The 15,118-nt window shown below is 69.6% G+C and carries 13 protein-coding genes and 1 tRNA gene; 4 read left to right on the top strand and 10 right to left on the bottom strand.

Features of this window, described 5'->3' with window-relative positions; genetic code table 11:
* The 8 genes from cysD to AB0C16_RS03295 form a co-directional block, all read right to left on the bottom strand.
* On the bottom strand, positions 1-915 hold the full coding sequence (cysD, locus tag AB0C16_RS03330) for a sulfate adenylyltransferase subunit CysD (protein WP_357678370.1): 915 nt from the start codon (positions 913-915) through the stop codon (positions 1-3).
* Between the two features lie 19 nt (positions 916-934).
* A complete protein-coding gene (locus AB0C16_RS03325) occupies positions 935-1,699 on the bottom strand; it encodes a 3'(2'),5'-bisphosphate nucleotidase CysQ (protein WP_357678368.1) in 765 nt (254 codons plus the stop codon).
* Positions 1,699-3,138, bottom strand: coding sequence for a sugar transferase (locus AB0C16_RS03320; RefSeq protein ID WP_357678791.1), 1,440 nt, complete (start codon positions 3,136-3,138; stop codon positions 1,699-1,701). Before AB0C16_RS03320 ends, AB0C16_RS03325 begins: the two co-directional genes overlap by 1 nt.
* Positions 3,139-3,250: 112 nt before the next feature.
* A complete protein-coding gene (gene pth / locus AB0C16_RS03315; RefSeq protein WP_357678366.1) occupies positions 3,251-3,835 on the bottom strand; it encodes an aminoacyl-tRNA hydrolase in 585 nt (194 codons plus the stop codon).
* A gap of 93 nt (positions 3,836-3,928) precedes the next feature.
* A complete protein-coding gene (locus AB0C16_RS03310) occupies positions 3,929-4,549 on the bottom strand; it encodes a 50S ribosomal protein L25/general stress protein Ctc (protein WP_357678364.1) in 621 nt (206 codons plus the stop codon).
* Positions 4,550-4,666: 117 nt separating this feature from the next.
* The gene (locus AB0C16_RS03305; protein WP_357678363.1) at positions 4,667-5,644 is read right to left on the bottom strand and encodes a ribose-phosphate diphosphokinase; all 978 of its coding nucleotides are present in this window, start codon (positions 5,642-5,644) and stop codon (positions 4,667-4,669) included.
* Positions 5,641-7,092 carry a bifunctional UDP-N-acetylglucosamine diphosphorylase/glucosamine-1-phosphate N-acetyltransferase GlmU gene (gene glmU, locus AB0C16_RS03300; RefSeq protein WP_357678362.1) on the bottom strand — a complete coding sequence of 484 codons (1,452 nt, stop codon included), beginning with the start codon at positions 7,090-7,092 and terminating at the stop codon, positions 5,641-5,643. The genes AB0C16_RS03305 and glmU overlap by 4 nt, the downstream gene beginning before the upstream one ends.
* A 126-nt stretch (positions 7,093-7,218) precedes the next feature.
* Positions 7,219-7,290: transfer RNA gene (locus AB0C16_RS03295), tRNA-Gln, on the bottom strand.
* A 302-nt stretch (positions 7,291-7,592) separates the two neighbouring features.
* Here AB0C16_RS03295 and AB0C16_RS03290 point away from each other — a divergent pair.
* The 4 genes from AB0C16_RS03290 to AB0C16_RS03275 all read left to right on the top strand — a co-directional run bounded on the left by AB0C16_RS03290 (position 7,593) and on the right by AB0C16_RS03275 (position 12,480).
* Complete coding sequence (locus tag AB0C16_RS03290) at positions 7,593-8,531, top strand: acyl-CoA desaturase (protein ID WP_357678360.1); 939 nt, start codon at positions 7,593-7,595, stop codon at positions 8,529-8,531.
* A 79-nt stretch (positions 8,532-8,610) separates the two neighbouring features.
* Entirely contained in the window at positions 8,611-9,543 is a 933-nt protein-coding gene (locus AB0C16_RS03285) for a TetR family transcriptional regulator (protein ID WP_357678358.1), read from the top strand.
* A gap of 53 nt (positions 9,544-9,596) precedes the next feature.
* A complete protein-coding gene (locus AB0C16_RS03280; RefSeq protein ID WP_357678356.1) occupies positions 9,597-11,657 on the top strand; it encodes an RNA degradosome polyphosphate kinase in 2,061 nt (686 codons plus the stop codon).
* Positions 11,647-12,480, top strand: coding sequence for an NUDIX hydrolase (locus AB0C16_RS03275; RefSeq protein ID WP_357678354.1), 834 nt, complete (start codon positions 11,647-11,649; stop codon positions 12,478-12,480). Before AB0C16_RS03280 ends, AB0C16_RS03275 begins: the two co-directional genes overlap by 11 nt.
* Here AB0C16_RS03275 and AB0C16_RS03270 read toward each other — a convergent pair.
* Together AB0C16_RS03270 and AB0C16_RS03265 are read right to left on the bottom strand one after the other, a co-directional pair.
* Positions 12,455-13,645, bottom strand: coding sequence for a cytochrome P450 (locus AB0C16_RS03270; protein ID WP_357678352.1), 1,191 nt, complete (start codon positions 13,643-13,645; stop codon positions 12,455-12,457). The genes AB0C16_RS03275 and AB0C16_RS03270 overlap by 26 nt on opposite strands.
* Complete coding sequence (locus AB0C16_RS03265) at positions 13,642-15,117, bottom strand: CYTH and CHAD domain-containing protein (RefSeq protein ID WP_357678350.1); 1,476 nt, start codon at positions 15,115-15,117, stop codon at positions 13,642-13,644. The genes AB0C16_RS03270 and AB0C16_RS03265 overlap by 4 nt, the downstream gene beginning before the upstream one ends.
* Position 15,118 lies beyond the last annotated feature (1 nt).

Here is a 15,118-nt window from a genome sequence, read left to right as displayed (position 1 = left end):
TTAGAAGTAACCTTCCCGCTTGCGATCCTCCATGGCGGCCTCCGAGGCGCGGTCGTCGGCTCTGGTGGCCCCGCGCTCGGTGATCCGGGTGGCCGCGATCTCCTCGATGATCTCCTCGACCGTGGCGGCCGTGGACTGCACGGCTCCGGTGCAGGTCATGTCGCCCACCGTGCGATAGCGCACCACCGCCTCGATGAGCGGCTCGTCGTCGCCCCGGTGGACGACGTCGGCGTCGGGCAGCAGCATGCCGTCGCGTTCGAAGACCTTGCGCGTGTGGGCGAAGTAGATCGACGGGATCTCGATGCCCTCGCGCCGGATGTAATCCCACACGTCGAGCTCGGTCCAGTTGGACAGCGGGAACACCCGGATGTGCTCACCCTTGCGGATCCGGGCGTTGTAGAGGTTCCACAGCTCGGGGCGTTGGTTCTTGGGGTCCCACTGGCCGAAGTCGTCGCGGAAGGAGAACACTCGCTCCTTGGCCCGCGCCTTCTCCTCGTCGCGCCGCGCGCCGCCGAAGACGGCGTCGAACTCGTGCCCCTCGATCGCGTCGAGCAGCGTGGTGGTCTGCAGCCGGTTGCGCGAGGCGCGGCGTCCGGTGTCCTCGACCACCCGGCCGGCGTCGATCGAGTCCTGGACGCTCGCCACGACCAGCCGCGAGCCCAGCTCCTGGACGCGCCGGTCGCGGAACTCGATGACCTCGTCGAAGTTGTGCCCCGTGTCCACGTGCATCAGCGGAAAGGGGATGGGCGCCGGCCAGAAGGCCTTCTCCGCGATGCGGAGCATGACGATGGAGTCCTTGCCGCCGGAGAACAGCAGACACGGACGCTCGAACTCCGCGGCCACCTCGCGCATGATGTGAATGGCTTCGGCTTCGAGCACGTCGAGCTGCGACGTCGTGTAGTCGCGCTGGAGCATGAGAGCTTCCTCCGGCGTTCTAGCGGTGCAGGTCCCGAATCCCGGCGAGCAAGGATGACGCCAAGTCAGGTAGGGAAACCAGGATATCGGGTAGAGACGGGTCTGCTTGGTTGTAGGTCAGCGGCGAGCCGTCGATGCGGCAGGCGTGGGCCCCGGCCGCCTGCGCGACGGCCACCGGCGCGGCCGAATCCCACTCGTACTGGCCTCCGGCGTGTACGTACGCCTCGACCTCGCCGGTCAGCACGGCTGAGATCTTGGCTCCGGCCGATCCGATCGGCACCAGGTCGGCGCCGACGAGGACGGCGAGCCGCTGCACGAACTCGGGCGGCCGGGTGCGGCTGACCGCGATGCGAAACCTGCCCCCGTCGAAGGTGGGCAGCTTGGGCGGCTCGGCCGTGGTGAGGGTGCGGCCCTGCGCGGGCAGCGCCACCGCTCCGGCGGTCAGCCTGCCCTCCTCCCAGAGCGCCACGTGGACGGCCCAGTCGGACCTGCCCTCCTCGGCGAACTCGCGGGTGCCGTCGAGCGGGTCGACGATCCACACGCGCGAGGCGGCGAGCCTGCGCGGATCCAGCCGCTCCTCGCGCGTGGCCTCCTCGGACAGGACACTGTCGCTCGGCCGCAGCCGCGCCAGCGACTCCATCAGCAACACGTGGGAGGCACGGTCGCCCTCGGCCCGAAGCGCGGAGGGATCGCCGAAGCCGTCGCGCTCGCGGATGCCCAGCAGCAGGTCGCCTGATTCTGTGGCCAGGTCGGCGGCGAGGGCGTGATCGTCACGAATCGTCATCAATATGCTCCTTGCCCGCGGGCGACAGCCGACCAAGTCTTCCACAGGATCTGGAGGTCGAGCGTGAGGGACCAATTTTCAACGTAACGCAGGTCGAGCCGCACGGATTCCTCCCAGGACAGGTCTGATCTGCCGCTGACCTGCCAGAGCCCGGTGAGCCCCGGCCGCACCAGCAGCCGCCGTCGCACGTCGTCGCCGTAGCGGGCGACCTCTTCGGGCAGCGGCGGTCGCGGCCCGACCAGCGACATGTGCCCGGAGACGACGTTGATCAACTGGGGCAGCTCGTCGAGCGAGTGACGCCGCAGCAGCGCCCCGAGCCCGGTCACCCGTGGATCGTGCCGGATCTTGAACAGCACGCCGTTGCCCTCGCTGACCAGGGTGAACTTCTGGTGCTCGGCGTCGAGCCGCATGGTGCGGAACTTCACGATCGTGAACGGCCTGCCGTCCTTGCCCACCCTGGTCTGCCTGAACAGCGCGGGCCCCGGGCTGGTGGCGCGCACGGCGGCGACGATCACGATCAGCAGCGGAGCCAGGGCGACCAGCAGCAGGGCGGCGACCAGCCGGTCGAAGACGTTCTTGACCAGCTGCCTGGCGCCGGCCAGCTCGGGATGCTCAACGTGCAGCAGGGGCAGCCCGGCGGCGGGCCTGATCGTGGTGCGCGGCCCCGCCACCTCCATCAGCGCGGGGGCCACGACCAGCTCTGTGTGCGTGCGCTCCAGTCGCCAGGCGAGGCGGCGCAGCGCCACGCCGTCCATCTCGGGGCAGGCGAGCACGGCCACGGTGTCGACGCCGAGCTGGTCGACGACGATCGGCACGTCGCTGAAGTCACCGGCGACGGGCACCCCGGCGACGATCTCGCCCGGCACGTCGCGCGGCAGGCAGGCCGCGACGATCTCCATGCCGTGGTGGCGCTCCCTGCGGAAGAGTTGCACGAGCTCGCTGATCGAGGCGGCGTGGCCCACCGCCACCACTCTGCGCATGCAGGCGCCGCCCGCCCTGCGCCGGTGCAGCGAGCGGCGCAGCGCGTAGCGGAACACCAGGGTGAAGAACGTGACCAGCGGCAGGGCGAGCACGACGTAGCCGCGGGCGACGTCGGTCTTGGTCAGGTAGGAGCCGATGGCCATCGCGGCGGTCAGCGCCACGCCGCACTGCAGGACGCGGCGGAACTCCTCCGAGCCGATGCCGATCATGCGGGGCTCGTAGGCCCGGTTGAGCGCGACCACGCAGACCCACACCAGCGGCAGCGCCGCGCTCACCAGGATGTACGGGGTGACGTAGGGGGTGATCTCGCCGAACCGGCCGAAGAAGGCGGCGCTGGACCCGGCGGCGGCGCCGAGGAAGTCGGCCGCAAAAGCTCGCGCGCGGTAGGAGCGCACCCAGCCGGGCAGGCGCGGACTGACCCGCCAGGAAGCGTCAGGACCGAAACCGACGACGGTCATCAGCCCCTCGCCGTCGCTCAACGCGCCTCCACGTGACCATGTGATAGCGGACAGTCACCAGATGATAGCGGTGTGAGGCGACGAGGCAACCTCGAACGGTGCTATGCGGTGATCAGCGAGGAGGGCCGGAAATCTTGAGATCCGCCCGATGGAATTCGTTCTGTGTGACTTCGAGCCCGCGTTCCATCAGCGACTCCACCACGTCGGCGGCTCGGTCCACCAGGAACGGCAGATCCTTGCGCTCGGCGGTGCCGAAGTCCTTGAGCACGTAGGCGGCAGGGTCCATGCGGCCGGGCGGACGGCCGATGCCGAAGCGGACTCGCAGGTAGTCGCGGGTGCCGAGGACCTTGGTGATCGACTTGAGCCCGTTGTGGCCGTTGTCGCCGCCGCCGAGCTTGGCCCGCAGCGCGCCGTAGGGAACGTCGAGCTCGTCGTGCACCACGATCAGCCGGTCGGGGCCGAGCTTGTAGAAGTCGGACAGCGCCTTCACGGGACCGCCGGACAGGTTCATGTAGGTCAGGGGCTTGGCCAGCACCGCGGCGCGCGTCTCCAGCACCTCGGCCCGGCTCTTGTGCGCCTTGAACCGCCCACCGGCCCTGGTGGCCAGCTCGTCAAGGGTCATGAAACCGGCGTTGTGCCGGTTGCCTGCGTATTCGGCGCCCGGGTTGCCCAGCCCGACGATCAGCCAGCGGTCCATGTCTCCCCTCGAACGACCCTCGAACGACCCTTCGATCAACCCCTCAAACGAAACGGGGCAGCCGACCTGACCGGCTGCCCCGTCGCCCAGCGGTTATTCGGCGGAGGCGGCCTCTCCGCTCTCGGCTTCGGCCTCGGGGGTCACGCCCTCGACGGCCTCGCCCTCGGCCGGAGCCTCGACCGGCTTGGAGATGACCTGCAGGACCACGACCTCGGGGTCGGCGATCAGCGTGGTGCCCTGCGGCAGCTTGAGGTCGCCGGCGGTGACCACGGTGCCGATCACCAGGCCCTCGACGTCAACCTCGACGCCGGTCGGGATGTGGGTGGCCTCGGCCTCGACGGCGATCGAGACGAGCTGCTGGTCGAGCAGGCCCTCGGAGTTGACGTCGCCGACGGTGGTGACCGGGATCTCGACGGTGACCTTCTCGCCGCGCTTGACCAGGAGCAGGTCGACGTGCTCGACGAAGCCCCTGATCGGGTCGCGCTGGACGCCCTTGGGCAGCGCGAGCTCGTCGACGCCGTCGCCCTGGAGGCGGATCAGCACGTTGGCCGTGCGGAGCGCGAGGAGCACCTCGTGACCGGGCAGGGTCAGGTGCTTGGGGTCGATGCCGTGCCCGTAGAGAACGGCGGGCACCTTGTTGGCGCGGCGGATCTTGCGAGCGGCGCCCTTGCCGAACTCCGTGCGGGGCTCGGTGGCGATACGTACTTCGGACACGACATCTCCTAGGGATGCGGAAGTCGGATGTTGGGCGCTCCCCCTCACCCGCCCTAGCGGAAGGCGTTACGAGCGCAACCTGGCCAGTCTACCGGCTCGGGCGGCGGCCTTCGCCGGTCACGTGTCGCCCTCGAACAGGCTGGTGACCGAGCCGTCGGTGAAGACCTCGGTGATGGCCCGGGCGATCAGCGGCGCGATGGACAGGACGGTCAGCTTGTCGAACCGGGCGGCCTCCGACAGGGGCAGCGTGTTGGTCACCACGACCTCGCTGATGCGGGAGTTCTTCAGCCGGTCGACCGCCGGGTCGGAGAAGATCGCGTGGGTGGCCGCGGTGATCACGTTGGTGGCGCCCTGTTCGTAGAGGGCGTCGGCCGCCTTGCAGATCGTGCCCGCGGTGTCGATCATGTCGTCGATCAGCACGCAAGTGCGGCCGCGTACCTTGCCGACCACCTCGCTGACCTTCACCGAGTTGGCGACGTCGAGGTCGCGCCGCTTGTGGATGAAGGCGAGAGGGGTGCCGAGCGTGTCGGCCCAGCGCTCCGACAGCCGCACCCGGCCGGTGTCGGGCGACACGACCGTGGTGTTGGCCAGGTCGAGCCGGTTCTTGAGGTAGCTCTCGAGCACCGGCATCGCGAACAGGTGGTCGACGGGGCCGTCGAAGAAGCCCTGGATCTGCGAGGTGTGCAGGTCGATCGACATCAGCCGGTCGGCGCCCGCGGTCTTGAACAGGTCGGCCATCAGCCTGGCCGTGATGGGCTCGCGGCCGCGGCTCTTCTTGTCCTGCCTGGCGTAGCCGAAGAACGGCATCACCACGGTGATGCGCTTGGCGGAGGCCCGCTTGAGCGCGTCGACCATGATGAGTTGTTCCATGATCCACTTGTTGATCGGCTCGGTGTGGCTCTGGATCACGAAGGCGTCGCAGCCACGAACCGACTCGATGTAGCGGGCGTAGATCTCGCCGTTGGCGAAGTCGATCAGTTTGGTGGGGGTGAGTGAGACACCGATGTGCTCGGCGACCTCGTCGGCCAGCTCGGGGTAGGCCCGGCCGGAGAAGAGCATCAGGTTCTTCTCGCCCGGCTGTTTGATGCTGGTCATGTGCCACTCTCCTGCTGTTCTTGCTTGGCCAGCGCCCGCTCGGCCGCCGCTGCCGACTTCGTGCCCGCGCGCCTGCGCAAGACCCATTTCTCGATGTTGCGTTGCCGTGCGCGCGCCACGCCGATCGCTCCCGGTGGTATGTCGCCGTCGATGATCGAGCCTGCCGCCGTGTAGGCGCCGTCGCCGACCGTGACCGGGGCGACGAGCATGGTGTCGCAGCCCACGAAGGCGCCGTCGCCCACGATGCTGCGATGTTTGGCGACGCCGTCGTAGTTGACGAAGATCACGGCGGCGCCGATGTTGGCGTCGTCGCCGATCGTGGCGTCGCCGGCATAGGACAGGTGCGGCACCTTGGACCGCTCGCCGACCTGGGTGTTCTTCATCTCGACGAAGGTGCCGGCCTTGGCTCCTCGCCCGAGCACGGTGCCCGGCCGGAGGTAGGCGTAGGGGCCGACGCTGGCCTGCGGCCCGACGACGGCGCCGTCGCAGACCGCGTTGCGCACGACCGCCCCGGCGCCCACCTGGGTGTCGGTCAGCGTGGTGCCCGGCCCGATCTCGGCGCCGGACTCGATCACCGTGTGGCCGTGCAGCTGCGTGCCGGGATGGATGACCGCGTCGGGCTCGATCCGCACGCCCACGTCGATCCAGGTGCCCGACGGGTCGACGACCGTGACTCCGGCGCGCATGTGCCGCTCCAGCAGCCGCCGGTTGAGCACCTTGCGGACGAAGGCCAGCTGGACGCGGTCGTTGACGCCCTCGACCTCGGCGTAGTCGCCCGCGACGTGCGCGCCCACCCGGTGACCGTCCTCGCGCAGGATGGACAGCACGTCGGTGAGGTATTCCTCACCCTGGGCGTTGTCGGTCGACACCCGCTTGACGGCGTCGGCCAGGAGGGCCCCGTCGAAGGCGTAGATGCCGGAGTTCATCTCCTTGACGGCCCGCTGCTCGGCGCTGGCGTCTCTCTCTTCGACGATCTCCAGCACCGCGCCCGCGGAGTCACGGATGATGCGCCCGTATCCGGTCGGGTCGGGCACCTCGGCGGTGAGCACGGTGACCGCGTTGCCGTCGGCCGCGTGCCGCTGGAGCAGCTCGGCGAGGGTCTCGGTGCGCAGCAGCGGCACGTCTCCGTAGGTGACGAGGACCGTGCCGGTGATCTCGCCGATCTCCTCCAGCACGGTGCGCACGGCGTGTCCGGTGCCGCGCTGCTCGGCCTGCACGATCGCGCGCGCGTCGGGGCTGGTCTCGGCCAGGTGGGCGCCGACACGCTCGCGGGCGTGGCCGATGACCACGATGAGCCGTTCGGGCTCCAGGTCGCGAGCGGCGGCGAGCATGTGGTCGACCAGCGCGAGACCGCACACCTCGTGCAGGACTTTGGGGGTCTGACTCTTCATCCGGGTGCCCTCGCCCGCGGCGAGGACGATGACGGCTGCCGGGCGCGGCACACTCACGGACTGAGGCTCCCTGTGGCTGGACAGATCAGGGTTTTCGTACGAACCACCGCACGGCAACCCTCCCGACACCGTGAGGATACCCGCCCGAGCCCGGCTCGTTCGCGCCGGGGGAGAGCCTCAAAGCTCCCGGAAGAGGACTCGAACCCCTACAAAGTGGACCAAAACCACTTGTCCTGCCGATTAGACGATCCGGGACTAATCGGACACCGGCCGCGCCCGACATGTCTACGATACCGATCCCGCGCCTTGACGCGCGCCGGGAACGTCGCCGCAAGGGATCACCGTCACGTCACGGCTGATTGCCTCCGCTCCCGATGGGTAGTGGTCGTGCCTTAGCAGACAGCCCGATATCCGGCAAGCCACGAAACCGACTCTCATGACACCGCGGAGCGTCACCTATCTCATATGCGTGGCTTAGGTCTTCCTAACTTACGATGGCGTAGGTTACGGTTGCGTAGCCGGACATTCGTCCTCATATATGTCGTGAGAGGTAGCCCATGACCGTTCTCTCCGAGCGCCCGACACCGACACCGAAGCCCGATGCCGACCCGGAAGCGCGCACCAAGACCGAGCTCTTCACCTTCGGACTGGTGGTCGGACTGCCCCTGATCGCCATCGCGGCGGCCGTGCCGGTCGCCTGGGGATGGGGGCTCGGCTGGACGGACATCGCGATCGCGTTCGTCTTCTACGTCGTCACCGGACTCGGCGTGACCGTCGGGCTGCACCGCTACTTCACGCATGGCTCGTTCAAGGCCAAGCGCCCGCTGAAGATCGCGCTGGGCATCGCCGGAAGCCTGTCGCTGGAGATGTCCGTGCTCGACTGGGTCGCCACCCATCGCAAGCACCACAAGTTCTCCGACAAGGAGGGCGACCCGCACTCCCCGTGGCGCTTCGGCCCCGGCTTCAGGTCGATGTCCAAGGGCCTGCTCTACGCGCACATGGGCTGGATGTTCGACGCCGAGCGGACCAACCGCGAGAAGTACGCTCCCGACCTGATCAAGGACCCCGACGTCGTCAAGCTGCACAAGGCGTTCCCGGCGCTGGCCATCACCTCGCTGGTGCTGCCCGGCATCCTCGGCGGGCTGATCACCTGGTCCTGGCAGGGCGCGCTGACCGCGCTGTTCTGGGGCACGCTGGTCCGCATCGGCCTGCTGCACCACGTGACCTGGTCGATCAACTCGATCTGCCACGTCTTCGGCGAGGAGGCGTTCCAGGTGCGCGACAAGTCGCGCAACGTGTGGTGGCTGGCGATCCCGTCGTTCGGCGAGTCGTGGCACAACCTGCACCACTCCGACCCCACCTGCGCCCGGCACGGCGTGCTGAAGGGGCAGATCGACCTGAGCGCGGGAGTCATCAGGATGTTCGAGAAGCTGGGCTGGGCCCACGACGTGCGCTGGCCCACCCCGGAGCGGCTGGCGGCGAAGCGGGTTGCCTGACGCCGGCACCTTGGTGACCGGTTCCGCCTCCGGCAGCGCCATTATGGAAACTGTGACCGAATCCCGATCCCGTAGGCGCATGTCCGGAAGAGAGCGAAGAGAGCAGCTGATTCGCATCAGCCGCACCCTGTTCGCCGAAAAGGGGTTCGACGGGACCTCTATCGAGGAGATAGCGGCGACCGCCCAGGTGTCGAAGCCCGTGGTCTACGAGCACTTCGGCGGCAAGGAGGGCGTCTACGCGGTGGTCGTCGACCGCGAGATGCAGAAGCTGCTCAGCATGATCACCGAGGCGCTGTCCGCCAGCCACTCGCTCATCAAGCTGGAGCGCGCGGCTCTGGCATTGCTGCGCTACATAGAGGAGAGCAGCGAGGGTTTCCGCATCCTGGTGCGCGACTCGCACGCCGCGTCGGGCACGGGCACGTTCGCGAGCCTGATCAGCGAGATCGCCAGCCAGGTCGAGGACGTGCTCGCCGACGAGTTCGCGGGCCGGGGCTACGACCCCAAGCTGGCGCCCATGTACGCCCAGATGCTGGTCGGCATGGTGGCGCTGACCGGCCAGTGGTGGCTCGACGTGCGCAAGCCGGGACGCGAGGAGGTGGCCGCGCACCTCGTCAACCTGGCGTGGAACGGCCTGACCAACCTCAATCCGCAGCCGGCCATCACCGTCGCCACCCGGACGCATTCGACCGTGGCCAAGCCCCGCTCCAGCGACAAGGAGCTGCGCGAGCTGGAGAAGGCCAGGGAGAAGGAGCTCCGTGAGGCGGAGAAGATCCGTCAGCGGGAGCTCCGTGAGGCCGAGAAGGCGCGCGCCCGCGAGCTGAAAGAGCGCGAGCGGCTGCTGAAGGAAACGGAGAAGGAGCGCGAACGAGCGCTGAAGGAGGCCGAGAAGGAGCGCGAACGCCTCCAGAAGGAGGCGGAGAAGGCCCGCGAGCGCGACGACAGGATGCGCCAGCGGGAGACTCGGCTCGCCGAGCGCGTGGCCCGGCTCGGCCAGCCTGACCAGCCAGAATAAGTCGTTGCGACTTAGTTAACGTTCCGTTCAACCCAAGAGGGCATATTTTATATATGTCCGTTGAAATGCTCCACCCGGACAGCGACCTCCCGCTGCCTCAGGAGAGGTACCTCAACCGTGAGGAGAGCTGGCTGCAGTTCAACGAGCGGGTGCTCGAACTGGCCGAAGACTCCTCCCTCCCCCTTCTGGAACGCGTGCGCTTCCTGGCCATCTTCGCGAGCAACCTGGACGAGTTCTTCCGGGTCCGGGTGGCGGGGCTCAAACGACGGATGGCGACCGGCCTGCTGCTGCGGACCAAGAGCGGACTCAAACCACGCGAGGAGCTGTCGCGGATCGCGACGATCGCCGACGGGCTGGCCCGGCGGCACGCGGCGGCCTTCCACGAGCAGGTCTCCCCCCGGCTCGCCGCCGAGGGCATCGCGATCGTCAGATGGGAGGACCTGGGCCGCGAGGAGCGCACGGAGCTGCGCAAACTGTTCAGAGAGCGGATCCGGCCGGTCCTGACGCCGCTCGCCGTCGACCCCGCCCACCCGTTCCCGTACATCTCCGGGCTCAGCCTCAACCTGGCGGTCGTGGTGCGGAATCCGGCCAACGACCACACGGTGTTCGCCCGGGTGAAGGTGCCCTCGCAGTTGCCCCGGTTCGTCCACGCGTCCAAGGATCGGTTCGTCCCCCTGGAGGACGTCATCGCGGCGCATCTCGGGCAGCTCTTCAAGGGCATGGAGATCGTCCAGCACCACGTCTTCCGCGTGACCAGGAACGAGGACCTCGACGTCGACGAGGACGTCACCGAGAACCTCATGCAGGCCCTGGAGAAGGAGCTGCTCAGACGGCGGTTCGGCCCGCCCGTCCGGCTGGAGGTCGAGGACACGATCTCCACCGAGGTGCTGGACCTGCTGGTGGAGGAGCTCGGCGTGGCCCCGTACGAGATCTACCGGATCGCCGGGCCGCTCGACCTGACCGGCCTGCACGCCATCGCCGACCTCGATCGCGGCGAGCTCAGCTACCGGCCGTTCGTCCCCGCCGAGGCCGTGGGCGCCGACGAGGACATCTTCGGCCTGCTGCGCGAACGCGACGTGCTGGTGCACCACCCGTACGACTCGTTCTCGACCAGCGTGCAGAAGTTCATCGAGACGGCCGCCGCCGACCCCAGGGTCCTGGCGATCAAGCAGACCCTCTACCGCACCAGCGGCGAGTCCCCCATCGTCGACGCCCTGATCGACGCGGCCGAGGCGGGCAAGCAGGTCGTGGTCGTCGTCGAGATCAAGGCCCGCTTCGACGAGCACGCCAACATCAGCTGGGCCCGCAAGCTGGAGCGCGCCGGGTGCCACGTGGTCTACGGCATGGTCGGCCTGAAGACACACTGCAAGCTGGCCCTGGTCGTCCGCCAGGAGCCCTCCGGCGAGCTGCGCCGCTACTGCCACATCGGCACCGGCAACTACAACCCCAAGACCGCCCGGCAGTACGAGGACTTCGGCCTGCTCACCGCCGACCCGCTGGTCGGCGAGGACGTCACCGACCTGTTCATCCACCTGACCGGCTACTCCAACCACTCGGCCTACCGGCGGCTGCTGGTCGCGCCCCACTCGCTGCGCGGCGGGCTGCTGGCCAGGATCGACCGGGAGATCGCGCACCAGCGGGCGGGCCGTCCGGCGCGGATCAGGATCAAGACCAACTCGCTGGTGGACGAGCCGACCATCGACGCGCTCTACCGCGCCTCCCGCGCGGGCGTGCCGGTGGACCTGTGGGTACGCGGGGTCTGCATCCTGCGGCCCGGCGTCCCCGACCTGTCGGAGAACATCCGGGTCAGGTCGATCCTGGGGCGCTTCCTGGAGCACTCCCGCGTCTACGAGTTCGGCCTGGGCAGGCGGCCCGAGGTGTGGATCGGCAGCGCCGACCTCATGCGCCGCAACCTGGACCGCCGCGTGGAAGCCCTGGTCAAGGTGACCTCCCAGCAGCACAAGACGTACCTGATCGAGCTGATGGACCTGGCCATGGCCGACACCACGAACGCGTGGTGGCTCAACGCCGACGGCACGTGGGTCCGCCATCACGGCGAGGACCTGCAGAGTCACCTCGTCGGCAGCCGCCGCTGGAGGACCGTTGACGACTGACCTGCTCCGGGCCGCGGGAGCCGTGGTCTGGCGAGGCGACGAGAGCCGGCCGGAGGTGGCCGTCATCCACCGGCCGCGCTACGACGACTGGACCTTCCCTAAGGGCAAGCTGCTGCCCGGCGAGCACGTGATCGCCGCCGCCCTGCGCGAGGTGCGCGAGGAGACGGGCCTGACCGTGACGCTCGGCCGCGCCCTGCCGCCCGTCCACTATCCACGCCAGGACAGGACGAAGCGGGTCGACTACTGGGTGGGCCGCGTGGCGGCGCACGACGACTTCGTCCCGGGCGACGAGGTGGACGAGCTGCGCTGGCTGCCGCCGGACGAGGCCCGAGCGCTGCTCACCTACGAGTGGGACGCGGGCCTGCTGCGCGCGCTCCCGGCCGCGCCGCTCGGCACCGTCCCCCTCGTCCTGATACGGCACGCGTCCGCGGGCGCCAGGCAGGAATGGGAGGGCGACGACGCGCTCCGGCCGCTCGACCCCGACGGCCTGGCCCAGGCGGCGACCCTGGCCGGCGTGCTGCCCGCCTACCGGCCCGAGTCGCTGCTCAGCTCGCCGAGCCGCCGGTGCGTCCAGACCCTGGAGCCGTACGGCGCCGAGATCCGGCTGGAACCGCTGCTCAGCGAGGAGAGCCAGGACCCGCGCAAGACGCCCGCGCTGGTAGGGGCGATCCGCGTGCCGGCGGCCGTGTGCAGCCACCGCAAGGTGCTGCCCGGCCTGATCCGCGCACTGAGCGGCGAGGAGACGCACCTGCGCAAGGGGGGGTTCGCCGTGTTGCACCGGATCGACGGACGGGTGATCAGCGCGGAGTGCCACTCCACGTGACGGGCAGCTCCGCGAACCCCTCGGTGATGCGGCCCTCCGCCCGGGGCAACTCCGACACGGGCACGGCCACGCGCAGGTCGGGGAAGCGCTGGTAGAGCCTGCCGAACACGGCCTCCAGCTCGACCCTGGCCAGGCCGGCCCCGATGCAGAACCGCGGCCCGTACCCGAAGCTGAGCTGCGGGTCGCCCGGCGGCCTGCGCAGGTCGAAGGCGTCGGGATCGGCGAAGACGCGCTCGTCCCTGTTCGCGGCGCCAGGCATGAGCAGCACCGCCTCGCCCCTGCGGATCGTGACCCCGCCCACCTCGAGGTCGTCGTGGGCGTAGCGGGGCAGGCCGTGCAGGCTCGGCGCGGCCAGCCGCAGGATCTCCTCCACGGCGGCGCCCGCCAGCCCCGGATCGGCCCTGAGCAGCGCGAGCTGGGCCGGGTTGGCCTCCAGCAGCAGCACACCGTAGTCGATCCGGTTGACCGTGGTCTCGTGCCCGGCGAACAGCAGCGCGCCGGCCAGTTGCGCGATCTTCCCGTCGTCGTCCAGCTCACCGGCCAGGTCGGACAGGACGTCCTCACCCGGCGCGTGCCGCTTGCGCTCGATGAGATCCGCCATGTACGAGCCCATCTCCTCGCGGGCGGCCATGCCCAGAGCCTCGTCCGTGGCGTCGCCCATGCGGGCCGAGACGCCGCTGAAGTAGTCGCGGTCCTCGAAGGGCACGCCCAGCAGCTGGCAGATGACCAGCACCGGAAGCGGGAAGGAGAGCTCGGCGTGCAGGTCGGCGGGCGGTGTCAGCGTCGCGAGATGGTCCAGCCGCTCGTCGACCAGAACACCGACGTGTTCGCTGAGAGCCTTCATGCGACGGGCCGAGAACGACGGCACGAACAGCCTGCGCATCCGGTCGTGCTCGGCCTTCTCGGTCGCGGCGTCACCCTGCGGGCCACCGAGCAGCGCCGAGGCGGAGACGCGGGCCGCCTGCCCGGGGGCGGGGTGGGAACGGTTCAGCCGGCTGTCGGCGAACAGCGTGCGCGCGTCCTCGTAGCCGCTGACCAGCCAGACCTCGTCGCCCATGAGGGTGCGGACCTTGGCAATGCCCTCCTTCGCGCGTAGCTCGCGGTAGGCCGCGGGCACACTCAGCGGGTCGCTCCGAGCGAATGGCACGATGGGAAAGTCACTCATATCACCTTCCTAACAGCTTTGACGGTCCGCGCCCACACCTTGGGGAACCGCGTGTCAGCCCGCTCGGCGGCGGCGCGTTCCAGGCCGATCAGCAGGCCGTAGGTGAAGGTGTCCTCGCCTGCCCGGCGGGCGCGTTCCGCCTCCTCGGCGAGCGTCTCCTGCGCCACCACACCGTCCCGATGCGCCCCCAGCACCTCCTGTACGGCCTCGGCCAGCTGGGCCAGCTCGCCCATCCGGTCGCCGATGGTGGGTTCGAGCGCCTCCGCGGTGTATCGGGCCCGCTTGGCCGCCTTGCGCACGTCGTGCATGGCGAGCTCCCGCTGCTCCGGGTCCACGATGGCCTGGGCGGTGTCGTACGCCTTGGTGACGCGGTCCCAGGCGGCGGACGCTACGTCCATGAGCTTCTCCTGGGCGGGTTTCGCCGCGGCCTTGGCCAGCTTCGGCTCGGCCACCAGCGTGTCGAGCGCGTCGAGCAGGTCGTAGTAGCGGTGGCCGCTCAAGGTGTCGCCGATCCGCCCGTACGCCTCCCGCTCACGGGCGAGCAGGTCGTCGTCGAGCCTGATCCGCACCGGACCTTCGACCAGCTCAGGGGGCAGCCGGTCCAGCATGCCGGCGAACCTGGCCCTGATCACCTCCAGGTCCCTGGCCTCGCCGAGCACCGTGCCCAGCCACCGGAGCTCCTCCTGGACGTCGCCGGTGCCGGTCACGACGGTCTTGAACGCCTTCAGCGCGCTGCGCAGCCTGCGGGAGGCGACGCGCATCTGGTGCACGGCGTCCTCTTCGGCCCGCCGGACCCGGGGATCCTCGGAGAGGAGGGCGGCGACCTGGCTCGCGAGGTAGTCGACGACGACCCGGCCGGCGCTGCCCGGCTCGGTGTCGGCCACGGGCGCAGGGGGCCGGTCGAGGAGCTTGGCGAGCTTGCTGGCCGCCCCGGACGGGGTCGCGCCCTCCTTCCTGAGCCGTTTGCCGACCTTGGCCAGCAGGGCCCGGTCGCCGTCGAGGATCTCGGCCTCCACCTCGCGCCAGCGGACGATCTTGCGCTCCTCGTCGAGGACGGTCCCCTTGACCCGGTCGTCGGCGACCTCGATCAGCCTGGTCTCGCCGTCGCGCAGCAGGGTGACGCTCCTGCGGGTGTCGAGCTCGGCGACCGCCCGCAGCTCCGCGCCGCGCGTATAGGCGCGTACGAGCTCGGCGAGGTCCGGCGGCACCACCTTCGTACTGGGGGTCAGCGGCCGGGTGATCTCCTGGCGGACCCCCTTGGCCTTGGGGAGCTTCAGGTGCCACCCGGCGTCGTCGCCGCCGCGCCTGCGCCTGAGCGTGACTCCTCGCGCCGCCAGGCGGAGATCGGGAGTGTCGTAGTAGAGCGCCACCAGCCGATGACTCTTCGGGCCCACGACCTCGGCCAGCCCGCTCAGATCCGGAATCTCGTAGTCGGGCGGAACGTCGAACTTGTCCTCGATCTCGATGCCCACT

The organism is Nonomuraea sp. NPDC048916 (assembly GCF_040649575.1).
Lineage (GTDB): Bacteria > Actinomycetota > Actinomycetes > Streptosporangiales > Streptosporangiaceae > Nonomuraea.
This window is presented reverse-complemented; position numbering and strand designations above follow the sequence as displayed.